This window comes from Massilia sp. LXY-5, from assembly GCF_059801075.1.
The window spans coordinates 60,966-84,027 of sequence record NZ_JBNNEH010000007.1 but is presented as its reverse complement, the minus strand read 5'-3'; the positions used below and the strand labels follow the sequence as shown (position 1 = coordinate 84,027).

Genomic DNA, 23,062 nt, shown 5'->3' with positions numbered 1-23,062 from the left:
CTGTTATTGGTTGGGTGCGGGGCTCGTACGCGGCGGATAGACGATCTGGCCGCGGCCGCCGAGGTGCAGCTTCTGCGTCGGGTTCTCGGCCACCATGCCGACGCCGTTGGCCGAGGCGGCGCCGAGCGTCATCTGGACCGGACGATCGGTCTTGACGATCTCGTCGTCGGCCAGCACGGTCAGGGCCTCGGTTTTCGCGCGCAGGGCCGCGCTCTTCGGCGTGGCCGGGCGGTTGACGTCGACGTTGCCCATCAACTCGACGCGGTCTTCGCCGTGGTAGACCTGGCCGCGGTCGGCGTGCATGGTCATGCGCGGGCGGCCCGGCGCCATGCTCTCGACGACCGGCCTGGTCACTTCCGAAACGTCGTTGTCCGGATGGTGGGCCAGGCGCGCGCCCGACACCACGTAGCGCGGCGCGCCGTGTTCGGTCATGCGCACGAAGCTGAAATTCTCGACGATGTAGTCGGGTTCGTTCAGGCCGTTGCCGACGCCCGTCGCATCGTCGGTCTGGACCGCCTGCAGCAGCCAGAAGCTGCCGAAGGCGAAGAAGACCGCCGTCAGCATCAAGGCCAGCAGGCGCCAGCGGTGCGCGGTCCGTTTGTTCACGTAGGTTGCCATGCGGTTAAGCGCTTAGTCGAATTCATTTGAACTCATGCGAAATAGGGCGAGAGCGCCTGCTCGTACGTGCCCTGGGCGCGCATGACCATGTCGCACACTTCGCGCACGGCGCCGCGGCCGCCGCCGGCTTTCGTCACATAGTGCGCCCGGTGCTGCACTTCCGGATGCCCGGTCGGCACCGTCACGGCGAAACCGACTTTCGTCAGCAGCGGCAGGTCGATCACGTCGTCGCCGATGTAGCCGCACTGCTCGGCCGTGAAGCCGGTCTGCTCGAGCAGCTCGGCAAACGCGACGCGCTTGTCGTGGTGGCCCTGCCAGACGTGGTTGATGCCGAGGTCGCGGGCACGCGCCAGCACGATCGGCGATTTGCGTGCGCTGATGATGGCGGTGATCACGCCCGTCTTCTGCAGCAGCTGGATGCCCAGGCCATCGAGCACGTTGAAGGTCTTGGTGACCTCGCCGTCCGGCCCATAGGTCAGGCTGCCGTCGGTCAGGATGCCGTCGACGTCGAAGATCATCACTTTTACGCGCGCCGCGCGGGTCATGTGTTCCAGCGGGGTCATTTAAATCACCTTGGCGCGCGTCAGGTCGTGGATGTGCAGCGCGCCGACCAGCACGCCCGCTTCATCGACCACCAGCATCTGGTTGATGCGGAACTCTTCCATGATCGCGACCGCGTCGACCGCCAGCTGGTCGGGGTGCACGGTGCGCGCGCCGACGTGCATCACGTCGCGGATGGTCACATTCGAAAAGTCCTGCATGCGCTCGATCAGGCGGCGCAGGTCGCCGTCGGTGAACACACCCAGCGGCTTGAAGCCAGGGTCGACCACGGCCGTCATGCCCATGCCCTTCTGGCTGATCTCCAGCAGCGCGCGGGTGAGCGGCGTATCCGGGGTCACGGCGGGAATCGCTTCGCCGCTGCGCATCACGTCGCGCACATGGGTCAGCAGGCGCCGGCCCAGGGCGCCGCCCGGATGCGAGCGCGCGAAGTCTTCCTCACGGAAGCCGTGCGCATCGAGCAACGCCACGGCCAGCGCGTCGCCCAGGGCCAGCGTGACGGTGGTGCTGGCGGTCGGCGCCAGGTTCAGGGGGCAGGCTTCCTTGGACACCGAGACGTCGAGGTGGACGTCGGAGAGCTGCGCCAGGCGCGATTGCGGCTTGCCGGTCATCGCGATCAGGGGCGTGCCCATGCGTTTCACGACCGGCAGGATGTCCATCAATTCGGAAGATTCGCCGGAATACGAGATCGCGATGAACACGTCCTTGTCGGTCACCATGCCGAGGTCGCCGTGGGCGGCTTCACCCGGGTGGACGAACATGGCCGGGGTCCCGGTCGAGGCCAGGGTCGCGGCGATCTTGCGCGCGATATGGCCGGATTTGCCCATGCCCGACACCACCACGCGGCCGGTGCAGGCGAACATCAGGCCGACCGCGCGGGCGACGCTGTCGTCGGCGCCGAGACGGGCGTGCATGGCGTGGATGGCGTCGGCCTCGATGGTCAGGGTTTCGCGCGCCAGCTCCAGCACGCGGCGCGACTGGTTCTCGTCAAAACTGTTCAGCATTGTTTTTTCATCGGTTACACTCATTCTGTAAGTATAAACGAATTGCGAAAGCAAAAAACTTGCCAGACGTATCAAAACCACGATCGCTCAGCATAAAGATCTTAAAAACGCATGGCATCCGGACTTGAATTGACCCTGCTGCTGCTCGGCAGCGCCGTGCTCGGCGTGGTCGTGTTTCGCAGCCTGCACCTGCCGCCGATGCTGGGTTACCTGGCCGTCGGCGTGCTGATCGGCCCGCACGCTTTCGGCCTCGCGGCGGAAACCGGCGCGACCCACGCGCTGGCCGAATTCGGTGTCGTATTTTTGATGTTTTCCATCGGCCTCGAATTTTCGCTGGCCCAGCTGCGCTCGATGCGGCGCATCGTGTTCGGGCTGGGACTGGCGCAGGTGGTGCTGACCATCGTCGCCACCATCCTGGGCGGCTTCGTTCTGACGATGTGGGCGCCGCAGCTGCACATCAGCTGGCAGGCCGCCTTTGCCCTGGGCGGCGCGCTGGCGATGTCGTCGACCGCCATCGTCGTCAAACTGCTCACCGAGCGGCTGGAGCTGGAAAGCGACCACGGACGGCGCATCATCGGCATCCTGCTGTTCCAGGACCTGGCCGTGGTGCCGCTCCTGATCCTGATTCCCGCGCTGGCGAAAGACCCGGAAAACCTGGTGAAAACCCTGGCTTGGGCGGGCGTCAAAGCCGCGGCGGTGCTGGCCCTGCTGCTGTTCTTCGGCCAGAAACTGATGCGCAACTGGTTCACCATTGTCGCCAAGCGCCGCTCGCAGGAGCTGTTCATGCTGAACCTGCTCTTGGTGACGCTGGGCGCGGCCTGGATCACCGAGCGCGCCGGCCTGTCGATGGCGCTGGGCGCATTCGTCGCCGGCATGCTGATCTCGGAAACCCAGTTCAAGCACCAGGTCGAGGAAGACATCAAGCCCTTCCGCGACGTGCTGCTCGGCCTCTTCTTCATCACGATCGGCATGCTGCTGAACGTGGAAGTGGTGATCACCCACTGGTGGCTCGTGCTGGTGCTGCTGGCCATTCCCGTGCTGCTGAAATTCGCGCTGATCGCGGCGCTGGCGAAGGCCTTCGGTTCCTCGGACGGGGTCGCGATGCGCACCGGTCTCGCCCTGGCCCAGGCCGGCGAGTTCGGCTTCGTGCTGCTGAACATGGCGTCCGGCTCGAAGCTGCTCGACCCGTTCCTGATGCAGCTCGTATTGGCCTCGATGGTGCTGTCGATGCTGGTTGCGCCCTTCGTCATCGCCAAGTCCGACCAGATCGTCATGAAGATCGCCGCCAACGAATGGATGATGCAGTCGCTCCAGCTGACCCAGCTGGCGAGCCGCACGATGGCCGCGCAAAAGCACGTCATTCTCGCCGGCTTCGGGCGCAGCGGCCAGAGCGTGGCGACTTTGCTGTCCGACGAAAAGCTGCCCTGGTATGCGCTCGACCTCGATCCGGAACGGGTGCAGGAAGCGCAGGCGGCGGGCTCCAGCGTCTCCTACGGCGACGCCGGCCGGCGCGAGTCGCTGATCGCGGCCGGCATCAACCGCGCCAGCGCCCTGGTGATTACGTTTGCCGACACGCGCGCGGCCTTGAAAGTGCTGCATCTGGTGCACGAGCTGGCGCCCTCGCTGCCGGTGATCGTCAGGAGCCATGACGACAGCGACCTCGAACTGCTGCGCCAGGCGGGGGCGACGGAAGTCGTGCCGGAAGCGCTGGAGAGCAGCCTGATGCTGGCCTCGCACGCGCTGGTCGTGGTCGGCGTGCCGCTGCGCCGCGTGGTGCACCGCGTGCAGAGCGCGCGCGACGAACGCTACGCTTCCCTGCGCGGCTATTTTCACGGCGCCAGCGACTTGATCGACGACCCCGAGCACACCTACGTGCGTTTGCACTCGGTGGTGCTGAACGCGGATGCGCAGGCGGTCGGGCGCCGGATCGACGAACTCGGGCTGGAAGAGCTGGGGGCCGAAGTCAGCGGCATCCGGCGTGTGCGGGTGCGGATCGAGCCGATGCCGGGAACAGTGCTGCAGGCGGGAGACGTCGTGGTGCTGCGCGGGTCGGGCGATGCGGTGACGCGGGCGGAGGGGCGCTTGTTATAGGCAACGCTGTGCAACGGGCCGAAGGGACCCAGGGTGGGCGGCGTCAAAACCAACAATATTCGATCTTCCGGGCGAAGCCGCCCACCCTACGGGTCTGTTCGACGTTCCCGGTAAATGCCATTTCACCCCGCCATGACCACCCGGTTGCGCCCTGCTTCCTTCGCCTGATACAAGGCGCCGTCGGCGGAAGCGACGAGCGCCTGCGCCACGCCTTCGATCGCATGGTCGCGCGCGTAATCGTCGAGCGCGGCGACGCCGATCGAGACCGACACGTTCAGGTACTGCCCGCCCGCCAGGTCGAAGGGCTTGTCGGCCACGCCCGCGCGGATGCGGTCGGCGACCATGGCGGCCGCCTGCAAATCGGCATTGATCAGCAGGACGACGAATTCTTCTCCGCCGAAGCGCGCCAGCGCGTCCGACACCCGCAATTCCATCTTGATGCGCGCCGCGACTTCGCGCAGCACGTCGTCGCCCGCCTGGTGTCCAACGCTGTCGTTGACCTTTTTGAAATAATCGACGTCGATGAACATGAAGGAGATGTGGTAATTCTGGCGCTGGGCGCGCGCGATCTCTTCGACCAGGCGGCGGTCGATGTAGCGGCGGTTATAGACGCCGGTCAGCGGATCGGTCAGCCCGATGTATTTCAACATCTCGTTGCTGATCACGTTTTCCAGGCAGATCGCGATGATCGAGGCCATGTGCTCGACGAAATCGGTGCCGAGCGCCGCGGTGAAGCGCTGGGGGTCGCAGCTGCCCAGGTTCAGGCTGCCGATCAGGCGTTTATTGCGCAGCAGCGGCACCAGCGCCACGCTTTCCAGGCCCGCGGGCGGATGCGGGAACATCGCGCCATGCGCGGCGCGCGAATACGGTCCCAGGCGCGGACGCGGGCGTTCGCCCGGCTCAAAGCCGAGTTCGACCGCGTGCTCGCAGAACAGCAGGTCGGGGAAATTCTCGAAGTCGACCCCCAGCTTGTGCATCACCGTATAGATGTCGGCATCGGTGTCGACCAGGGACAGCGTGACGCTGTCGAGATCGGAAATGACGGGCAGCAGGCGGAAGATCGTGCCGACCAGCTGCGGAAAATTCGAGGCGCCGACGATTTCGAGGTCGAAGGCCTGGTGGCGCGCCATGATCTCGTGATTGCGTTGGGCCTGCTCCATGACATAGCCGATCCGCGCACGCAGGCCTTCGTTCTCGGCAATGAGGTCCCGCAGGTCGGGCAATACGGCGTCCGGCTGGCGCATGGGCATTCCTTTTAGCAATAGCCGTTACATTACGTGAGTTTTCGGCAATTGAGAACGGGATTGCCGCTTTTTTCGCGCGCGGCTGGCCCGGCGCAGCCTTAAAACGACAGGCTGACCTCGAACGCCTGCCCGACGCGCAGGATGCCGCCGCTGCCCTCGCTCACGATGCAGTTCATGCCGACGCACACTGCCCCGTCCAGGATCGCCCTGGCGCGCCAGGATTGCAGGATGTCGAGCGGATCCGGGCCGGGGATGCCGGTGGCCTGGTCGATGGCCGGGATCGGACAGCGCGCGCAGGGTTTCACCGGCCGGATCACGATCTCGCCCGCACGCAGCGAGGCGGTGTAGTCCTCTTCGAACGGGTCGGTGTCCGCGACCACCAGGTTCGGGCGGAAGCGGTCCATCGGCAGGGCCGCGCGTCCGGCGGCGCGCATGCGACCGTTGATCTCATCGAGGGCCGATGCGCCGATCAGCAGCAGCGGATAGGCGTCGGAGAAGCGCGCGGACGAGGGTGCGCCGCCAGTCCATTTTTCGCTGGTAGGGCGGGCCGCATCGGGCTTGCAGCGCACCAGGCGGCAGCGGGTGCCGAGCACGTCGCCGAACCAGGCGGCGGCCCCGTCGCCGCAGTCGATCGCGTCGACCACGTCGTCCCAGATCTGCACGCGCCGCGTAGGTGCTACCGCTTCCAGGGCCAGCGGCAGGCGCAGCGGGGACGCGCCGGGAGCGGTGACCACCAGCGCACCATCCTCGACGCGCGGATTGATGGTCGCCATGCGCGGAAATTCGCGCTGGGTCAGGAACTGGCCCTCATCGGTGACGAGCATCCATTCGCGGTCGTGCACGCCGTGCGCGGCCAGGCCGGAGACGGTGACGACCGCCTGATCGACCGGCATGGCGGCGCAGGATTTGATCGGGTACAGGATGAGGTGGGAGAGCGTGGGCATTGCTGCGATGGGTGCGTGTCGAAGGGTCGACAGTATCGCATCAATCGGGCCGCATGAATGCTGGTCGTGCAAACGCGTGGGCTCGAGAGCCCACCCTACGGTGCACTGTTGCCGCGGATTTCCCCTGCGGCCGTCGCGTAACGTAGGGTGGGCTCGAGAGCCCACGCGTTACACCGTCAACGACCACGCGCCGCCTGTAAAAGCGACGCGCGGTAAACCATCAGGCCTTGGCCAGCTTCATCTGGCTCAACTCCCCCGTCAGATACCCCACCGCCGCGCCGAATTTATCCTTGTAATTCGCGCGCACCAGCGGATCGAGGGTGGTCTTGACGACGTTGTGAATCCCGCCCCAATCACCCGCGTGCTGGAAGTTGCTCATGATGTAGGTCCAGCCGTTGAGTTCATCGACCGCATGCAGGCCGGTGGACTCGCCGCCAGCCGGAATCGACATCAGGCGCGACAGCACTTTGGTGTCGACGTTATACGCCCACAGGAAGTTATTCACGTGCTGGCCGCTGTCTTCGCCGATAAACAGCGTGCGCATCTTTTCCGAGAATTTCAAATTGTCCGGATTGCCGATGCGGTCCGGATTGGCGGTGTTGCCGAGGGCGTCGGCGGGAATGTCTTCGCCGGTCAGCAGCGCTTTTACATCGACCGGCATCCACTCGCTGTTGATGGCGGCGCCACCGAGATCCTTCTGGCCGCCCGCCAGTTTTAAAGCCATCACGGCGCCGGCATTCAGGGCCTTCGGAATCGAGATGCCATTGCCGGGCACGTTCAGCGCATTGCCCGCCACCATCGCGCTCTGGCAGTTCTGCAGCGCCGAGTAGGCGACCTTGTCCGCCGCGTTGACGGTCGTGCCTTCCATTTTCGTAAAGCCCATCGAGGCGCCGACCAGGGCGGCGTAGCGGTGGGTCTCGAGGAAAGCGGCGGCCTTTTCCATGCCGGGTTTCAGCTTGATCCACTCGATGGCGCCGTTCGCCGCCACCCGGGTAAACGTCGGGTCTTGCGGATCGAGTGTGCGCACGTCCATGATGTCGATCGCTTTCAGCGAGGCGGCCAGGGCGCGGATCTCGGCGCTGGTGGCGGAACCGAGCCTGATCCAGGTGAGCGGCGCGGCGGCGCCCTGCGGATCGAGCGAGAAGCCGGCGCCGACTTTCGCGACATACAGGGTGCCACTCGACAGGTCTTTTTCCTTGTCGGCGACAAAGACAAAATAGCCGCTGTTGGTAGCGTCGTCGCCCATCAGCACGGTGCGCTGGTCGGGCATCACCTGCACCAGTTCGTGCGAGATGCGGCCCAGGCAGTAGTGCTTTTTGATGGAGGCGGTGCCGTCCGGGTTGACCGTCACTTCCGGCAGGTGGCCGTAGTTATACGGGTTGGCCGCCGTCTCGCTGCCGTACAAATTCTTGCTGAAGGCTTTGAATTGCGCATCGCTTGCCGCCGTAAAAGCGTTCGGTTCGTATTCCTCGCTCGAGAGGTGGGTGCCCCAGGGAGACAGGCTGGCGCCGCAGGTGATCCACAGGCCCTCGACGCTGGACGTGTCGACGTTGTGGTATTTCACGAGGCTCAGTTTGCCGGTCGCCTGATCCTGGTCGAGGGTCAGCACGCCGATCGGCGACGGCAGGCGGCCGTACATGCCGGTCTTGCCATCCTGGGCGAACGTCGTGTACTCGAACTGCACCACGGCGAACACCGGCTTGCCTTTGACACCCACCACGCTGGCGTTCGGCACGGTCAGCAGCGAAGTGCCGTCCGGCGCGTCGGAAAAGAACTGGCGTTCGCGGCCGGGAACGGTGGCGTCGATGATCGGCTTGTTCTGGATGTCGTAGTAGCCGCCGGCGAGGACGGTGCCGCCGTTGCCGTTGGCGACCAGATCGCCGGTGATGAAGAAGGGTTGATAGGCCAGCTTGAAATCGAGCTTGCTGGTATCGCTGAAATTCACCGTCATGGTCGAGCCGACCGTGTTGGTCGCCATCGCGGCGGCATTCGCCAGCGTCGGCGCGGCCATCGAGCTGAAGCTGATCGAGCCAAGGGTGGCGACCGGTGCGCTCGGGGCCAGCGCATCCGACGCGTCGTCGCTGCCGCCGCCGCAGGCGGTCAGCAACGACGCCGCGGCAACGCTCCCCAGCGGCAGCATCGGGGCGGCGCCCAGCATGCGCAACAGGCGGCGGCGGGACAGTTCGGGGGTCGTCGGGTTCATGCGTTTCTCTCCAGGGTTGCGTGATTGCGCGCGGCGGTGGCCGCGTCCATGGAGGAGCACAATAGTGGAGGTGTATGTCAGGCTGATGACAGCATGCCGCCTCGCCTAGTGCAGAGCCCAGTCGGGCAATTCGTCGAAGATTTCGTAGCCCGCCGGTCCGCCCGCCGCTGCCCGCATGCGCTCGACCAGGGGCGCGGGAACGATGTCTTCCGCCTCGCGGCTGTCCCGCCAAGCATCGATCCCGTCCCACCGCGCCACTGCAAGGTAGACATTCGCGTCGATCTGGCTTTTCAGCACGACGCTGCCGCGCGCATCGGGGCAGCCCTGCTGGATGCAGCGCGTCACCTCGCGCCACGCCGCGGCGAATTCCCCTCCACGCTCGGGGTCCACGCTCCAGCGGTAGATTACTCTGATCATCGCATCCTCAAATAAAAAGCCCCGATACGTGAAGGCAGCGGGGCTTTGGTCATCCGCCGGACTCCGGTTTCAGGATGTTAAACGTTGAACAGAAAATTCGGCCTGAAATCCGCCTCGCTTCCAGGCCATATCGTAAGATCGTCAAAATCGCACCCGGTTCTGTACCCGGTTGTCTGATCAAAAGCGCAGACCTGTACTTGTCGCGCACGCAGCGTGCGCGCCACATGCCAGGTACGTTTCTATTACATGGGAAGGAAAAGAATCGTAAATGTATTATCCGTACGATTCCACCCGTGCGCGACAACAGAATTAGCGGCACCGGCAGGCAACGCTACGGATATTTCATTGCCGGTTGAGAGTGAATTGCGATCGATCTTTGCGATTAGCGCAACGTCCAAATTGGGTTTTGCCGACGTTATGAGAAAAGCAAAACTCGAGAGCACACCGAGCGAAACTGCTATGCATAGACGGATGAGTAATCGGAGCGGGGTAAGGCTGCTATGATACGTATTTCCAGCTTGCATCTAGTCCGTTCCGCTACGAAGAACCGTTCGTCTTCAAAGCATTCGTTATAATTTAGCGATTTCATCTCCACAACAAAACCTTCCCCCGCTGCCTTGGTCGGCTGGCGCTTCGGCATGCGCCTCTGCCACGGTGGGCAAAATCGCTGCTGCGTTCGGGCATCGCGCCGGGTCGGCGCGGCGCGCCAGTCGGTCGTGGGTTGCGCATGATCATTGACCTCTTTCCATGCCAGACCGCGTCGCGCCTGTGTGCGTTGGCCGCTGATATCTGCCGCTCGCAATGACGATGCTTCCACGATCGGCCGGGCAGAGTGCGAAGCGATGGGAGATCCGGTTGAGGTCACATCCTGGCGCCACAGCGCGCTCTTGGCGTGGCGCAAGCCTTCGCAGGATCGGGACGAGAACGAGACACTCGCTTACATTATTTATCCAGGATTTGGGCCTGTAGGTTAAAATGCCAGCCCTTGATCTATTGTTGCATCCAAACAATGAATAACCGTCCTACTGCAAGCGCGCTGCTGGATATTGTTGCAGCAACCAAGCGCATTTCGCTTGTCGGTGTACTCGGCTGGCAGGACGTGCGCGCGCGTTACCGCCGCTCGGCACTGGGTCCGTTCTGGATCACGCTGAGCATGGGTGTCGTGATTGCCACCATCGGCATCGTGTTCGGGCAGATTTTCAAGTCTCCAATGCAAGAGTTTCTGCCGTTCTTGACCATCGGCCTGATCCTGTGGGCCTTCATCTCGAACATCATCACTGAAGGCGCAACTGGCTTCATCACTGCCGAAAACATCATCAAGCAGTTGCCGATTCCGATGTTCGTGCACATCATGCGCATGATCTGGCGCAATCTGCTCATCCTTTTGCATAACCTGGTGATTTTTCCGATTGTGCTTCTTGTTTTTGGCAAGACACTCGGCTGGGTTGCACTGCTGAGCATTCCGGGCCTTGCGCTCGGCGTTCTCAATCTCAGCTGGATCGCCCTGCTGCTCGCCATTGTTTGCGCACGCTATCGCGACCTGCCGCAAATGGTGACGAGCGTACTGCAGGTAGTTTTCTACCTGACGCCGGTCATGTGGTTGCCCAAGCTGCTGCCACAGAGGGCCGGCATGTATTTGCTTGACCTCAACCCGGTCTACCATTTGCTCGAAATTATCCGCGCTCCCCTGCTCGGCCAAGCGCCGAGTGTCACCAACTGGGTGGTTGCAGGTGCGTTGGCGGTCGTCGGATGGATCGTGGCGCTGTTCGTATTTGGCCGCTACCGGCGCCGTATCGCCTACTGGCTGTGAAGTGACTTATGGCTTCTATTGAATTCAAAGACGTTGCCGTCGATTTTCCGATCTACAACGCAAGTGGACGCTCACTCAAGAAGCGCCTGATCTCGGCCGCGACTGGCGGGCAGATTGGGGCAGACCCGCTTGGCCGCGTGGTCGTGCGCGCGCTCGAAGGGCTGTCCTTTACGCTGCGTGACGGTGACCGCGTGGGCCTGCTGGGCCACAACGGCGCCGGCAAGAGCACGCTGCTGCGCCTGCTCAGCGGCGTATATATGCCATCCCACGGCAGCGCCCGGATCGAGGGTGAAATCGGTTCGCTGATCGACATCTCGCTCGGTATCGACACGGAAGCAACCGGCCGCGAAAACATCTACCTGCGCGGTGCCCTGCTGGGAATGAGCAAGGCGGAGCTGAAAGATCGCATGGACGAGATTGTCGCGTTTTCCGAACTGGGTGACTTCATCGACATGCCGCTGCGCACGTACTCGAGTGGCATGCATCTGCGCCTGGCGTTCGCGGTGTCGACCACGGTGCGGCCAGAGATCCTGCTGATGGACGAGTGGCTTTCGGTGGGCGATCAGGGCTTCAAGCACAAGGCCGAGGCGCGCATGCGCGAACTGGTCCAGGCCACGAACATCCTGGTCATTGCCAGCCATACGCGCGAACTGGTGCTGGAGACGTGCAACCGGGCGATCTGGCTCGAGCATGGAAAAATCCGTATGGACGGGCCGGCTGAAGATGTTGCCGCTGCCTATTTCGGGAACTGAGCATGGAACGAGTGTAGCGCAGCAGACTGCCAGCTCCGCCAATGGCGGTGCCGATATTGGCGTTGCAGCATTGGGTATCGGTCAGCATCAGTCTCGCCTGGTCGCGCCATACCGGTTTTGACCGCCGAGTCTCTCACTCCACACCGGCATCGCGCCCGGTAAATGACAGGATGGCGACGACCTCTGCCGGACAGAGATGGATAGAAAAAGCCCCGGCTCGATAGGGAAACCGGGGCATTAGTTGTCCGTCAGAATCCAGCGGATTCCGACCTCATGCCTAGACGTTGAACAGGAAGTTCAGCACATCGCCATCCTTGACGACGTATTCCTTGCCTTCGGCACGCATCTTGCCCGCTTCCTTGGCGCCCGACTCACCCTTGTAGGCGATGTAGTCGTCATACGCAATCGTCTGCGCGCGGATGAAACCGCGTTCGAAGTCGGTGTGGATCACGCCGGCCGCCTGCGGGGCGGTGGCGCCGACCTTCACGGTCCAGGCCCGCACTTCCTTCACGCCGGCGGTGAAATAGGTCTGCAGGCCGAGCAGTTTATAGGCGGCGCGGATCAGACGATCCAGGCCCGGTTCTTCCATGCCCATGTCGCCCAGGAAGGCGGCCTTGTCGGCGTCGTCGAGGTCGGCGATTTCGGCTTCGATGGCGGCGGAAATGGCGACGATCGGCGCGTTCTGCTTCTTCGCGAATTCGGTCAGCTGATCCAGCATCGGGTTATTCGTAAAACCGGTGTCCGAGACGTTGGCCACGTACATCGCCGGTTTCGCCGTGATCAGGTACAGCTGCTTGATCAGGGCCATCTCGTCGGCGTCCAGGCCCAGGGTGCGCACTGGCTGGCCTTCGTTCAGGTGCGGCAGCAGGCGTTCGCAGATGGCGACCAATTTTGCCGCATCCTTGTCGCCCGAGCGCGCCTTCTTGTTTTCGCGGTGGATCGCCTTTTCGACGGCACCCATGTCGGCCAGCGCCAATTCCGTCTGGATGACTTCGATGTCGTCGATCGGGCTGACTTTACCCGCGACGTGGATCACGTTGTCGTCTTCGAAGCAACGCACCACATTGACGATGGCGTCGGTCTCGCGGATGTGCGACAGGAACTGGTTACCGAGGCCCTCGCCTTTCGACGCGCCGGCCACCAGGCCCGCGATGTCGACGAATTCGACGATTGCCGGCACGACGCGCTCCGGCTTGACGATGTCGGCCAGCGCCTGCATGCGCGGGTCCGGCACCTCGACCACGCCGACGTTCGGCTCGATGGTGCAGAACGGATAGTTCTCAGCCGGGATGCCGGCCTTGGTCAGCGCGTTGAACAGGGTGGACTTGCCGACGTTGGGCAGGCCGACGATGCCGCATTGGAGACTCATGGGAATTCTTTCTTTCGATGGTGGTGAGCCCGGGAGCGCGGCTCGTAACCCCATATTGTAACCGGGGCCGAAGACGAATGCCGCAAAAACAGGCGCATCGCCCGGGATTTGGCGCTAGATCGCGCGCAGGCGCGACAAGTCGGGCCGTTCGATGAAGGCGGCCAGCTCGTCGCGCAATCTCTGGCCCTCCCCCATCGCCTGCGACCAGGCCTGGATGCGCGCGTCGTGGTCGAGTCCGTAATACTTGAAATCGCTTCGGTCGGGCAGTTTCTGGCGCGGCAGGGTTTTAAGAAAGGCCGGAGTCGGCGCGACGATCAGGACATTGTCGAGCCAGGCACGATTCGGCCCACGCGCGCAGCGGCGCCAGGGCATCGCCTTGTCGAGCCAGCCGGGCACGATGTGCTCATTGAAGTGCGGATACAGGACGATGGCATCCGGCTCTTCCCGCTCGAGGCGGGCATAGGGCAAGGCGAGGTGGTAATCGATGATACCGCCATCCCAGTAATAGCCGGGAGGGAGGCCTTCGATGCCGGTCACCGGCTGCATGATCAATGGCAGCGTGCCCGAGGCCAGCAAACTTGGCGCGAGGTTGGCGCGCGTGAGCGTCGAGAAATGCGTCGTAAACCCGTCGAAGCTGTCGCGCAGCCAGGGGGCCGGAGCGCGGGCATCGGCGATCACGACCCGTTCCAGCAAACCGCCCAGGCGTTCGCGCGAGGCGACATTGGTCAGTGCCGCGGCCGCGAAGCCGCGCATCTCGGCGCGCCGGTGGACGGGCTCGGCGAGTACTCCCTTGCCGCGTACGGCCAGCAGGTGCAGGTGGTGCTGCGGATGGCCGAGGATATCGTCCTCGTGGCCGCTCACGAATTCGTGCAATAAACCCTGCACGACCTCGTTGATCTGGCCGACGCTGGGCTTGGTGCTGGAATAGCGCTGGCCGGCGTACAGGGCGCCCAGGCGCGCAAAGGCGCGTACCGGGTCGCGCTGGCAGGCCGCGGCCATGCGCCAGGCGCCGATCGAGGAACCGATCAGGGTGCGCTCGCGCGGACTGGCGGGCAGCCACTCGCCGAACACATATTGGTCGAGCGCCTGGAAGATCAGACCCTTGGGCCCGCCGGCGGCGGCGGGAATGACGGCGATATCGGCGGCGCGCAGGCCCTGCGCGCGGATCCGGGCCAGCGCGCGCGGGCCGGCGTGGAAGGAAAGTGCACTCATGCGTGCAATTATCGCAGGAGGCGCGACGCCTCACAGGCCGGCCTTGCTGGACTGGGAGAAAGAATAGCGTGCGGCATTTAATGCAGAGCAGAATTTCGGCTGGGCGATATCAAGGTCCGGTGCCGTTTCGCTTGTTTTTTGACTCGTCCGTTCCTAAGCTCGATTGCAGGAGCCGGGCCGACCGCACGACTCCATCCCGACAGGAGAGTCGCCATGAAGTCGCGCGTTGCGCTGGTGTGCTTGCTATTGTGCTCGCTGCTGAGTCCGCTGCTGAATTCGCTGGCCTGGGCCGGCTCCCAACCGCCCATCGGCGGCGGCCCGGCCTACCAGGTCCAGCCCGGCACGCACGAGCTGCCGCCGCGCTATGCGCTGCCTTCCGGGCCGAACCCGAGCGCGCGCATCGCGTTCTGGAACGAGGCGGCGCAGCGCGCCAACGCGCTCGACCATACCCCGGCAATCGTCTCCGGCGCGGCGCTGGAAGCGGAACAGCTCGGACCGACGCGCACCAGCCGGGCGATGGCGATCGTCCAGATCGCCGTCTACGACGCCATGAACGCCATCCTCAAGCGCTATCCCGGCTACAGCGGGCCGCTGCCGGCGTTTGCCGACAGTTCGCAGGATGCCGCCATCGCCCAGGCGGCGCACGATACGCTCGTCGCACTCTATCCGCGCCAGGCGGAGCGCTTCGATGCCTGGCTGCGCGCCGACCTGGCAAGCTTGCCGCCCGGGCGTGCCACGCTCAACGGCAGCGACGTCGGACGCCGCGCGGCGGCCGCGATCCTGGCGCTGCGCGCGAGCGACGGCAATTACTATGGCGAGCCGATCGTCGGCGTGGACTACCAGGTCGGCAATGCGCCCGGCGTGTGGCGCCCCGATCCGATCAGCGGGAGTCCGATTGCGCTGGGCGCCTTCTGGCAAGGCGTGCGGCCCTTCGTGCTGCAGTCGAGCGGCCAGTTCCGGGCGCCGCCGCCGCCGTCGCTGGCGAGCGAGGCGTATACCCGCGCCTTCGACGAAGTGAAACAGCTGGGCGGCGACGGCGTGCGCACGCCGACGCGGCGCACGCTTGAACAGACGGTGGCCGGGATCTACTGGGCCTATGACGGCACGGCCTGGGTCGGCACGCCGGTGCGCCTGTACAACCAGATCGCGGTGCAGCTGGCGCTGGCGCACTGCAGGGACGCGCTCGAACTGGCGCGCGTGCTGGCCCTGGTCAACGTGGCGATGGCGGACGCGACGATGGCGGTGTGGCAGTCGAAATACGACTACGATTTCTGGCGCCCGGTGACGGCGGTGCGCGAAGCCAGCCCGGGCAGCGGCCCCAGTGGCCTGGGCGACGGCAATCCGGCCACGCTTGGCGATCCCGGCTGGACGCCGCTCGGGGCGCCGGCCAGCAACCTGACGGGCCCGAACTTCACGCCGCCCTTCCCGGCCTATGTGTCCGGTCACGCCGGTCTGGGCGGCGCCCTCTTCCACATGCTGCGCCACGTCTATGGCGACCGGTTGCCGTTCACCTTCGTGTCCGACGAATTCAACGGGATCACGCGCGACAACCAGGGGCGGACGCGGCCGCGTCTGGCGCGCAGCTTCGGCACGCTGTCGCAGGCGGAAGAAGAAAACGGGCAGAGCCGGATCTACCTGGGCGTCCACTGGCAGTTCGACAAGACCGAAGGGGTGGCGCTCGGCCACCGGATCGCGGACTATGTATTCTTGCGCGGGCTGGTGCGGCCGGATGCCGTGCCGAACGCGACGCCCTGAATATTGAACATTGGCCTAGGCAAGGCTCAGGCGGTGTGCAGCTGCATCGTCGCCGTGTCGAGCTTGCCTTCGACGGCGAGCGGAATGATGCGCAGGGCCTTGTCGATCGATTCCTCGATCAGCGATTGCTCGTCCTTGCGCGGGCGGTGCAGCACGAAGTCGGCCACCCCCTGCTGCAGGTTCAGGCTGCGCGGGTGACCGATGCCGAGGCGCAGGCGCCAGTATTCCTGGGTGCCGAGCGCGGCCGTGATGTCCTTGAGCCCGTTGTGGCCGCCCGAGGAACCGCCCTTTTTCAGTTTCGCCACGCCCGGCATCAGGTCGAGTTCGTCGTGGACGACCAGCACCTCGTCCGGGTTAATTTTATAAAAGCGGGCCAGCGCGCCGACCGACTGGCCGGAACGATTCATGAAGGTCAGCGGCTCGAGCAGCCAGACCTCGTTGCCGGCGATCGCCGTCTTCGCCATCAACGCATTGAAACGGCTTTCGCGCTGCAGGCGGCAGCCGGGCAAGCTGTTGGCGAGGTTGTCGACCAGCCAGAAGCCGGCGTTGTGGCGGGTTTGTTCGTAGTCGGGGCCTGGGTTGCCGAGGCCGACGATGAGGCGGATGGACATAGCGGTCGCGTCAGGAAAAGGAAGATTATCGCTCAAGTGGGGAAATAAAAAACCCGCCGGCTTGCGCACGGCGGGTTCTGTTTCACAAGCCGCTCGCGCGGCAAGTAAATTACTTCTTCTCTTCGGCTTCCGCTTCGGCAGCAACGGCGCCGCGTGGGATCGACGAGGTGACGATGGTCAGGTTCTGGCCGTGGGTCAGCGCGGTCACGCCTTCCGGCAGCTTCAGGTCGTTGACGTGGATCGAGGCACCGGCTTCCAGGTTGCCCAGGTCGACTTCGATGAACTCAGGCAGCTTGCCTGGCAGGCAGGACACGTCCAGCTCGTTCAGCACGTGCGAGATGACGGCAGCGCTCAGCTTGACGGCTGGCGAGGTCTCGGCGTTGATGAAGTGCAGGGTGACCTTGGTGTGGATCGGCTGCGAAGCGTCGACGCGCTGGAAGTCAGCGTGCAGGACCAGTTGCTTGTATGCGTGCATCTGGAAGTCGCGCAGCAGGACTTGCTGGGTCTGGCCTTCGATTTCGAGGTCCAGCACGGAACCGTGGAAAGCTTCTTTCTTGAGCGCGTGGTACAGGGCGTTGCCGTCCAGGGCGATCAGGGTCGGGGCTGCTGCGCCGCCGTAGATGATGCCTGGGGTCTGGCCAGCCTTGCGCAGGCGGCGGCTCGCTCCGGTGCCCTGCAGGGTGCGGTTGAATGCAACTACTTTCATGTGAAACTCCATAAGTTTGGGATCGCATGCAGGAAAGTGTTCCCGCCCGATTTCCCGGTTGTGCCCGCCCCCGCGACCAGGGACTGGCTTGGCTGAGCGCTGAAAACGCGCTCAAGAAAAACGAATTCTTGAATGACACAACGGCGCGCCAGCTTTTCAGCCCAGCGCGCCGTGTTTTGAAGCAAGTACTTTTAATCGACGAACAGCGACATCACCGAGTCGCCCTTGACGATACGTTTAAACGTTTCGGCCAGCAGCGGAGCACAGGTCAGCTGGCGGATCTTGCCGCAGGCACGGCCGGCTTCGCTCAGCGGGATGGTGTCGGTGACGACCAGTTCGTCCAGCGGCGAGTTCGAGATACGCTCGATCGCCGGACCCGACAGGACCGGGTGCGTGCAGTAAGCGACAACCTTCTTGGCGCCGCGTTCCTTCAGGACTTCGGCGGCCTTGCACAGCGTGCCGGCGGTATCGACCATGTCATCCATGATGACGCAGTTGCGGCCTTCGACTTCGCCGATGATGTTCATGACTTCCGACACGTTCGCTTTTGGACGACGCTTGTCGATGATCGCCAGGTCGCAGCCGAGACGCTTGGCCAGCGCACGGGCACGCACCACGCCGCCGACGTCCGGCGACACGACCAGCAGGTCGTCGTAGTTGCGCTTTTGCAGGTCACCCAGCAGCAGCGGCGATGCGTAGATGTTGTCGACCGGGATGTCGAAGAAGCCCTGGATCTGGTCGGCGTGCAAATCCATGATCAGGACGCGCTCGACGCCGGCTTCTTCGAGCATGTTGGCAACGACCTTGGCCGAGATCGCGACACGCGCCGAGCGTGGGCGGCGGTCCTGGCGGGCGTAACCAAAGTAGGGAATGGCGGCGGTGATGCGGCCGGCCGAGGCACGCTTGAGCGCGTCGACCATCAGCATGATTTCCATCAGGCTGTCGTTGGTCGGAGCACAGGTCGACTGCAGGACAAAGACATCCTTGCCGCGCACGTTCTCGTTGATTTCGACCATGACTTCGCCGTCCGAGAACTTCGAGACGACGGCCTTGCCGAGAGGAATACCGAGGCTTTTTGCGACCCCTTCTGCTAGCGCCGGATTAGCGTTGCCGGTAAAAACCATCAGGTTTTCGTAAGCCATGGGAGTCCCGAGAGAAGAGCGTTGATACTTGAAAAAAAAGCAGCCGGCTATACCGGCTGATTATGCGCTAAGGCTGGACCACGAGAGCGGTTTCGCCCCATTTATCCGCTGGACGCATCAGCATCGACAGGCCGGATAAAACGAATGGCAGGGGAACAAGGATTCGAACCTTGGTATGCCGGAATCAAAATCCGGTGCCTTAACCAGCTTGGCGATTCCCCTACGCAACTTACAGCTTGTTGCACTACTCACTGATCATCGTATCGACTGATCGTCAAATCCTGCAACAGGCAAAATTTTATTCTACAACTCATTGTTTTGCAAGAGCGATTTCAGCGGATGTTGCATCAAGGACCGGGCTTTCCATGCTCGCCAGTGACTGGGAACCTGCCCCAACACCTGATCCGCATGTGCCTCGCCGGGAAGCGCACAAAACACACATGCCCCCGAACCAGTCATCCTTGCTGCACCGTATTGCCCCAGCCATTCGATCGCCTGTTCTACCGGCGGAAATAAACGGGACGCCACTGCTTGCAAATCATTTTTCCCAAACTCACTTAATAAGTTCGCTTCAGGAAAGTCCGCTATTCTAACGGGCTTCGTATCGCGCGTCAAATCCTCTGCAGCAAAAATTGCCGGAGTCGGCACGGAGACGCCCGGTTCGAGCACGACATACCAGCAATCCGGCCCGTCGACCGGCTGCATCGCCTCCCCCACGCCTTCGACGAAGGCGGTGCGGCCGTAAATAAAAAAGGGAATGTCGGCGCCCAGCGGCAAGCCGATCTCCATCAGCTCCCCGTCGCTGAAGCCACCCTGCCACAGGTGATTCGCCGCCATCAGCGCCGTGGCCGCATCGGAGGAGCCGCCACCGAGCCCACCACCCATCGGCAGAATTTTATGGACGGCGACGTCGATGCCGGGCGCGGCGCGGCCATGGCGTTCACGATAGGCAGCGGCCAGCCGCTGCAGCGCGCGCACGATCAGATCGGCGTCTTCGGGCACCCCGGGCACGTCGTTGGTGCGATGAATGCGGCCATCCTCGCGCAGATCGAAGTGCAGCGTGTCGCCGTGATCGATCAGTTGAAACACGCTTTGCAGCAAGTGATAACCGTCGGCACGGCGGCCGACGATGTGCAGGAACAGGTTCAGTTTGGCCGGAGCCGGGCAGCCGTGCAGCGAACGCATGCTCAAGCGCTCGGATCGAGAATGATCTGGATCGCCAGCTCGCTGCCGGCATTGGCGGCACGTTCAGCAACGATATTCCTGGGCATTTGCGCACCGTCCTTGCCCGTTTGCCAGGAAACGAAGCGCAGGCGCCAGCCGTCCCTGGTGTAGACGCTGTTATTGGCGGGAGAAGCAATAAAACGCTTGCCGTCGGCGCCGGTCGCATAGCCCTGCAGCCAGTCGCGCAGGCCGGACACCGGCAGCGCCCAGCCGAGCGCCTGCGCGCTCAGGGTGTCGATGTCGCTGGCCGTGCGCGGCGCGCGGCCGGCTTCGGTGAGCGTGGCGCCCTGCGGCGTGACGCTGATCGTGGCGACCGTCTGTTTTAATGGACTGAGGAAGGCCACGTCGATCTGGCCCGGACGCTGCGACCACTCGAAGCCGCCGTTGGTGGAGCCGGGCTGGCCATCCTTCTGGTAGGTCACCTGCAGGCGGCCCGTGAGCTCGATGGTATCGCGGTAGGGAGCGACGGCGGCGGCAGTCGCGGTACCGCTCGGCTGGGTGGCGGTGGTGGCGCAGCCGGCGAGCGCGGCGGCCAGGACGAACAGGGAGAGACGGCGGTTGATCGGCATCGGTCGAAATAGGAACAGTAGGGGAAGCGGCGGGCGCCCTGCCCGCCATGCTAATCCAGCATTATTTCACAGCGACAGCTTCAGGCGCGCCAGCGTGCTGCGCAGCGTGTCGTTCTGCGGGTCTTTCGCGCGCGCTTCGCGCCACAGTTTCTGGGCGTCGGCCTGCTTGCCCTTCTGCCACAGCACTTCTCCCAAGTGGACGGCGATCTCGGGATCGTGGCGCAGGCCGTAGGCGCGGCGCAGATGGGCTTCGGCGGCGTCGAGGTTACCGAGGCGATATTGAACCCAGCCCATGCTGTCCATAATAAAAGGGTCTTCCGGTGCCATCGCCAGCGCCTTTTCGATCAGGGCGCGCGCTTCTTCCAGGCGCACATTACGCTCGGCCAGGGAGTAGCCGAGGGCATTGTAGGCGTGGTGGTTGTCGGGCGCCAGGCGCATCACTTCGCGCAGGCTGCCTTCCATCACGTCGACGTGACCGGTCTTTTCGGCCAGCAGCGCGAAGTCGTACAGTAAATCAGGGTTGTTCGGGAAACGGCGCGTCGCGTCCCGCATCAGCTGGAAGGCCTGTTCGGCCTGGCCGGCATCGCGCAGCACCTGCGCCTCGGTGGCGGCAACTTGCGCCTGGGCGACTGGCTCGCCGGGCTTCAGGGAGGCCAGCAGGCGGCGCGCGGCCGGCACGTCGCCGCCCTTGCCGAGCAGCTGGGCGCGGCGCAACTGGGCGCCGAACGCTGCCTTTTCGTCGCCCTCGGGCAGTTTATCGAGCCAGCCGACGGCGGCCTTGATGTCGCCGCGTTCTTCCGCCAGCTGCGACAGGATCAACAAAGCCTTCGAGGGATCGCGTTCGTCTTCCGGGTTGCGCCCGAGGACGTCGACGAAGCGCGCAAAGTATCGCTCGGCGCCGCTCGGGTCGTTCAGCTGGGTCGACAGCACGCCGAGCGCGTACAGAGTGGTGACGTTGTCCGGTTGCTGTTTATCGAGCAGCAGGAATTCGCTCCGGGCGGCCTCGAACTGCTTGTCGTTGACCAGCAGGCGGGCACGGGCGGCGCGCACTTCGCGCGCATTCGGATTGGCGGCGATAAATTTCGCCAGCAACTCGGCGACCTGCGCCTCGTTCTCGCCCGCCTGCGCCAGGGTCAGGACGGCGATCTCGGAATCCGGTTTCATGGCCAGTGCGGCGCGCGCCTCGCGCCCGGCTTGCGCCTTGTCGCCGCGCGCCAGTGCGCCCTGGGCCAGGACCACATGGCCCTCGAGCGTGTCGCGATAGGGCGCCACAATACGCTCCAGCATGGCGGCGGCCGCTTCCTTGTCCTTGGCGCGCGAGAGCAGTTGCTGCACCTGGTAGAGCACGATGCCGCGCACGCCGGCCGGCGCACCCTCTAAACGCTTGCGGAAAATTTCTTCTGCGTCCGAGATATTGTCGGACAAGATGACCATCCCCAGATAGTACTGGGTCGCTTCGTCGGACTGCGGGTCGAGCTGGCGCCATTGGCGCACGGCGGCCAGCGTGTCTTCCGGCTGGCGCGCGGCCAGCGCCATTTCGGCGGCGCGGCGCGCCAGGCGCGGGTCGCGCGTCTGCTGCGCCAGGCTCAGCATCGTCAGGTAGGGCCCTTGCCAGTCGCCGGCGCGAAACGCGAACTCGGCGCGCAGCAGCTGGTTCAGCAAGGTACTCGTCAGTTCGACCTTCGGCAGGCGTGCCTTTTCCGCCTCAAGCTCGGCTTTCGCGTCGCTCTCGGCCTTGGCCTGCGCCTCAAGCTTTGCTTCCGCTTGCTGCTCTGGCGACAGCTGCGCCGATTGCGCAACAGGCGGCTGCTGCGGCGCCACGGCACACGCAGCCAGCAAGCCGGAGAGGGTTACAATGACGAAAGCGTTTTTCAAGGCAAGTCCATGTGTGGAATGATGTTCGATTCTACGCCCAAGCCCCGTCGCGCGTGCGAGGGCGCAACACGAATTTACAAGAATTTTGTCAGATTTTCATGCCTGAACTCCCCGAAGTAGAAGTGACCCGGCTCGGCGTGGCGCCCCACCTCGAAGGCCGCATCGTCGAGCAGGTCGTGTTCCGGCGCGAAGGCTTGCGCTGGCCGTTTCCCGGCCACCTGACCGATTCGCTGCTCGGCCAGCGCATCATGCAGGTCGGCCGGCGCGGCAAGTATCTGTTGATCGGTTTCGATGCCGGCACGCTCATCATCCACCTTGGCATGTCCGGTCACTTGCGCGTCCTGCCCGTGGGCACCGAGCTGAAGAAGCATGACCACTTCGACCTGGTCGTCAGCGACGGCGCGCAATTGCAGGTGCTGCGGCTGCACGATCCGCGCCGCTTCGGCGCCGTGCTCTGGCATGCGCACGACGACGGCGATATCGACGAACACGTGCTGCTGCGCGGCCTCGGCGTCGAGCCCCTGGAAGACAAATTTTCGGCCGAGCTGCTGCACAAGGCAACGCGCAAGCGCAGCGCGCCGATCAAGCAGGTGCTGCTCGCGGGCGATATCGTCGTCGGCGTCGGCAATATCTACGCCTGCGAAAGCCTGTTCAAGGCAGGTATCAGCCCGAAGACGCCGGCTTCGCGCATCAGCCGCGCCCGCTACGACAAGCTGGCGACGGCGATTCGCGAGATCCTGGCGGAAGCCATCGTGCAGGGCGGCAGTACCCTGAAAGACTTTATTGCGGTGAATGGTCAATCTGGCTATTTCCAGCAGACATATTTCGTCTATGATCGTGCGGGAGTGCCTTGCAGAAACTGTGGCGCGCCGGTGCGCCAGATCAAGCAGGGGCAGCGGTCGACGTTTTATTGCGCGACTTGCCAGCGCTGAAGACCTCACTGATTAGCAGGCGGAAC

General features: G+C 64.0%; 20 protein-coding genes and 1 tRNA gene. 5 read left to right on the top strand and 16 right to left on the bottom strand.

Going from position 1 to position 23,062, the window contains the following annotated elements:
* Positions 1-3 precede the first annotated feature (3 nt).
* Genes lptC through ACI48I_RS21590 form a run of 3 tightly spaced genes read right to left on the bottom strand, consistent with a single transcriptional unit; the run spans position 4 to position 2,204 of the window.
* Positions 4-606, bottom strand: coding sequence for an LPS export ABC transporter periplasmic protein LptC (gene lptC, locus ACI48I_RS21600; RefSeq protein ID WP_227496604.1), 603 nt, complete (start codon positions 604-606; stop codon positions 4-6).
* 44 nt (positions 607-650) lie between these two features.
* Entirely contained in the window at positions 651-1,181 is a 531-nt protein-coding gene (locus tag ACI48I_RS21595; RefSeq protein ID WP_193687413.1) for a KdsC family phosphatase, read from the bottom strand.
* Positions 1,182-2,204, bottom strand: coding sequence for a KpsF/GutQ family sugar-phosphate isomerase (locus ACI48I_RS21590; RefSeq protein ID WP_330635406.1), 1,023 nt, complete (start codon positions 2,202-2,204; stop codon positions 1,182-1,184).
* 87 nt (positions 2,205-2,291) lie between these two features.
* Here ACI48I_RS21590 and ACI48I_RS21585 point away from each other — a divergent pair, with 87 nt between their 5' ends.
* A complete protein-coding gene (locus ACI48I_RS21585; RefSeq protein WP_498575362.1) occupies positions 2,292-4,271 on the top strand; it encodes a monovalent cation:proton antiporter family protein in 1,980 nt (659 codons plus the stop codon).
* A gap of 122 nt (positions 4,272-4,393) precedes the next feature.
* On the opposite strand, the gene ACI48I_RS21580 is transcribed toward ACI48I_RS21585, so the two are convergent.
* The 4 genes from ACI48I_RS21580 to ACI48I_RS21565 all read right to left on the bottom strand — a co-directional run bounded on the left by ACI48I_RS21580 (position 4,394) and on the right by ACI48I_RS21565 (position 9,079).
* On the bottom strand, positions 4,394-5,515 hold the full coding sequence (locus ACI48I_RS21580; protein WP_498575361.1) for a sensor domain-containing diguanylate cyclase: 1,122 nt from the start codon (positions 5,513-5,515) through the stop codon (positions 4,394-4,396).
* A 98-nt stretch (positions 5,516-5,613) separates the two neighbouring features.
* Complete coding sequence (locus ACI48I_RS21575) at positions 5,614-6,459, bottom strand: MOSC domain-containing protein (protein ID WP_498575360.1); 846 nt, start codon at positions 6,457-6,459, stop codon at positions 5,614-5,616.
* Between the two features lie 220 nt (positions 6,460-6,679).
* Entirely contained in the window at positions 6,680-8,662 is a 1,983-nt protein-coding gene (locus ACI48I_RS21570; RefSeq protein WP_498575359.1) for a PhoX family protein, read from the bottom strand.
* 105 nt (positions 8,663-8,767) lie between these two features.
* A complete protein-coding gene (locus ACI48I_RS21565; protein WP_193687419.1) occupies positions 8,768-9,079 on the bottom strand; it encodes an antibiotic biosynthesis monooxygenase family protein in 312 nt (103 codons plus the stop codon).
* 1,009 nt (positions 9,080-10,088) lie between these two features.
* Between ACI48I_RS21565 and ACI48I_RS21560 the strand changes: the two genes are divergently transcribed.
* Both ACI48I_RS21560 and ACI48I_RS21555 read left to right on the top strand, forming a co-directional pair.
* Complete coding sequence (locus ACI48I_RS21560; protein WP_193687420.1) at positions 10,089-10,889, top strand: ABC transporter permease; 801 nt, start codon at positions 10,089-10,091, stop codon at positions 10,887-10,889.
* 8 nt (positions 10,890-10,897) lie between these two features.
* Positions 10,898-11,641 (top strand): ABC transporter ATP-binding protein, encoded by a 744-nt coding sequence (locus ACI48I_RS21555; protein ID WP_193687421.1) that lies wholly within the window; start codon positions 10,898-10,900, stop codon positions 11,639-11,641.
* Between the two features lie 277 nt (positions 11,642-11,918).
* On the opposite strand, the gene ychF is transcribed toward ACI48I_RS21555, so the two are convergent.
* Both ychF and ACI48I_RS21545 read right to left on the bottom strand, forming a co-directional pair.
* On the bottom strand, positions 11,919-13,010 hold the full coding sequence (ychF, locus tag ACI48I_RS21550; RefSeq protein ID WP_498575358.1) for a redox-regulated ATPase YchF: 1,092 nt from the start codon (positions 13,008-13,010) through the stop codon (positions 11,919-11,921).
* Positions 13,011-13,124: 114 nt separating this feature from the next.
* Positions 13,125-14,222 carry a patatin-like phospholipase family protein gene (locus ACI48I_RS21545; protein ID WP_498575357.1) on the bottom strand — a complete coding sequence of 366 codons (1,098 nt, stop codon included), beginning with the start codon at positions 14,220-14,222 and terminating at the stop codon, positions 13,125-13,127.
* A gap of 213 nt (positions 14,223-14,435) precedes the next feature.
* Between ACI48I_RS21545 and ACI48I_RS21540 the strand changes: the two genes are divergently transcribed.
* A complete protein-coding gene (locus ACI48I_RS21540; RefSeq protein WP_498575356.1) occupies positions 14,436-15,977 on the top strand; it encodes a vanadium-dependent haloperoxidase in 1,542 nt (513 codons plus the stop codon).
* 26 nt (positions 15,978-16,003) lie between these two features.
* Here the strand turns inward: ACI48I_RS21540 and pth are convergent, their stop codons facing one another.
* From pth to ACI48I_RS21505, 7 genes are all read right to left on the bottom strand, one after another.
* Entirely contained in the window at positions 16,004-16,588 is a 585-nt protein-coding gene (pth, locus tag ACI48I_RS21535) for an aminoacyl-tRNA hydrolase (RefSeq protein ID WP_193687425.1), read from the bottom strand.
* Between the two features lie 109 nt (positions 16,589-16,697).
* Positions 16,698-17,294 carry a 50S ribosomal protein L25/general stress protein Ctc gene (locus ACI48I_RS21530; protein ID WP_193687426.1) on the bottom strand — a complete coding sequence of 199 codons (597 nt, stop codon included), beginning with the start codon at positions 17,292-17,294 and terminating at the stop codon, positions 16,698-16,700.
* A 191-nt stretch (positions 17,295-17,485) separates the two neighbouring features.
* Positions 17,486-18,436, bottom strand: a complete 951-nt coding sequence (locus ACI48I_RS21525) for a ribose-phosphate pyrophosphokinase (RefSeq protein WP_193687427.1) — start codon at positions 18,434-18,436, stop codon at positions 17,486-17,488.
* 145 nt (positions 18,437-18,581) lie between these two features.
* Positions 18,582-18,658, bottom strand: a tRNA-Gln gene (locus ACI48I_RS21520).
* 81 nt (positions 18,659-18,739) lie between these two features.
* Positions 18,740-19,621: a 4-(cytidine 5'-diphospho)-2-C-methyl-D-erythritol kinase gene (ispE, locus tag ACI48I_RS21515; protein WP_498575355.1), complete on the bottom strand. Its 882-nt coding sequence runs from the start codon at positions 19,619-19,621 to the stop codon at positions 18,740-18,742.
* A 2-nt stretch (positions 19,622-19,623) separates the two neighbouring features.
* Positions 19,624-20,229, bottom strand: coding sequence for a lipoprotein insertase outer membrane protein LolB (locus ACI48I_RS21510; protein WP_498575354.1), 606 nt, complete (start codon positions 20,227-20,229; stop codon positions 19,624-19,626).
* A 66-nt stretch (positions 20,230-20,295) separates the two neighbouring features.
* Complete coding sequence (locus tag ACI48I_RS21505; RefSeq protein WP_498575353.1) at positions 20,296-22,104, bottom strand: tetratricopeptide repeat protein; 1,809 nt, start codon at positions 22,102-22,104, stop codon at positions 20,296-20,298.
* Between the two features lie 98 nt (positions 22,105-22,202).
* On the opposite strand from ACI48I_RS21505, the gene mutM reads away from it, so the two are divergent.
* Positions 22,203-23,036, top strand: coding sequence for a bifunctional DNA-formamidopyrimidine glycosylase/DNA-(apurinic or apyrimidinic site) lyase (gene mutM, locus ACI48I_RS21500; protein ID WP_498575352.1), 834 nt, complete (start codon positions 22,203-22,205; stop codon positions 23,034-23,036).
* Positions 23,037-23,062 lie beyond the last annotated feature (26 nt).

Bases quoted from the DNA above. Each gene is read 5' to 3' on its own strand.
- ACI48I_RS21595 (WP_193687413.1), bottom strand. From the start codon at position 1,181: ATGACCCCGCTGGAACACATGACCCGCGCGGCGCGCGTAAAAGTGATG.
- ACI48I_RS21590 (WP_330635406.1), bottom strand. From the start codon at position 2,204: ATGAGTGTAACCGATGAAAAAACAATGCTGAACAGTTTTGACGAGAAC.
- ACI48I_RS21585 (WP_498575362.1), top strand. From the start codon at position 2,292: ATGGCATCCGGACTTGAATTGACCCTGCTGCTGCTCGGCAGCGCCGTG.
- ACI48I_RS21580 (WP_498575361.1), bottom strand. From the start codon at position 5,515: ATGCGCCAGCCGGACGCCGTATTGCCCGACCTGCGGGACCTCATTGCC.
- ACI48I_RS21575 (WP_498575360.1), bottom strand. From the start codon at position 6,459: ATGCCCACGCTCTCCCACCTCATCCTGTACCCGATCAAATCCTGCGCC.
- ACI48I_RS21570 (WP_498575359.1), bottom strand. From the start codon at position 8,662: ATGAACCCGACGACCCCCGAACTGTCCCGCCGCCGCCTGTTGCGCATG.
- ACI48I_RS21565 (WP_193687419.1), bottom strand. From the start codon at position 9,079: ATGATCAGAGTAATCTACCGCTGGAGCGTGGACCCCGAGCGTGGAGGG.
- ACI48I_RS21560 (WP_193687420.1), top strand. From the start codon at position 10,089: ATGAATAACCGTCCTACTGCAAGCGCGCTGCTGGATATTGTTGCAGCA.
- ACI48I_RS21555 (WP_193687421.1), top strand. From the start codon at position 10,898: ATGGCTTCTATTGAATTCAAAGACGTTGCCGTCGATTTTCCGATCTAC.
- ychF (WP_498575358.1), bottom strand. From the start codon at position 13,010: ATGAGTCTCCAATGCGGCATCGTCGGCCTGCCCAACGTCGGCAAGTCC.
- ACI48I_RS21545 (WP_498575357.1), bottom strand. From the start codon at position 14,222: ATGAGTGCACTTTCCTTCCACGCCGGCCCGCGCGCGCTGGCCCGGATC.
- ACI48I_RS21540 (WP_498575356.1), top strand. From the start codon at position 14,436: ATGAAGTCGCGCGTTGCGCTGGTGTGCTTGCTATTGTGCTCGCTGCTG.
- pth (WP_193687425.1), bottom strand. From the start codon at position 16,588: ATGTCCATCCGCCTCATCGTCGGCCTCGGCAACCCAGGCCCCGACTAC.
- ACI48I_RS21530 (WP_193687426.1), bottom strand. From the start codon at position 17,294: ATGAAAGTAGTTGCATTCAACCGCACCCTGCAGGGCACCGGAGCGAGC.
- ACI48I_RS21525 (WP_193687427.1), bottom strand. From the start codon at position 18,436: ATGGCTTACGAAAACCTGATGGTTTTTACCGGCAACGCTAATCCGGCG.
- ispE (WP_498575355.1), bottom strand. From the start codon at position 19,621: ATGCGTTCGCTGCACGGCTGCCCGGCTCCGGCCAAACTGAACCTGTTC.
- ACI48I_RS21510 (WP_498575354.1), bottom strand. From the start codon at position 20,229: ATGCCGATCAACCGCCGTCTCTCCCTGTTCGTCCTGGCCGCCGCGCTC.
- mutM (WP_498575352.1), top strand. From the start codon at position 22,203: ATGCCTGAACTCCCCGAAGTAGAAGTGACCCGGCTCGGCGTGGCGCCC.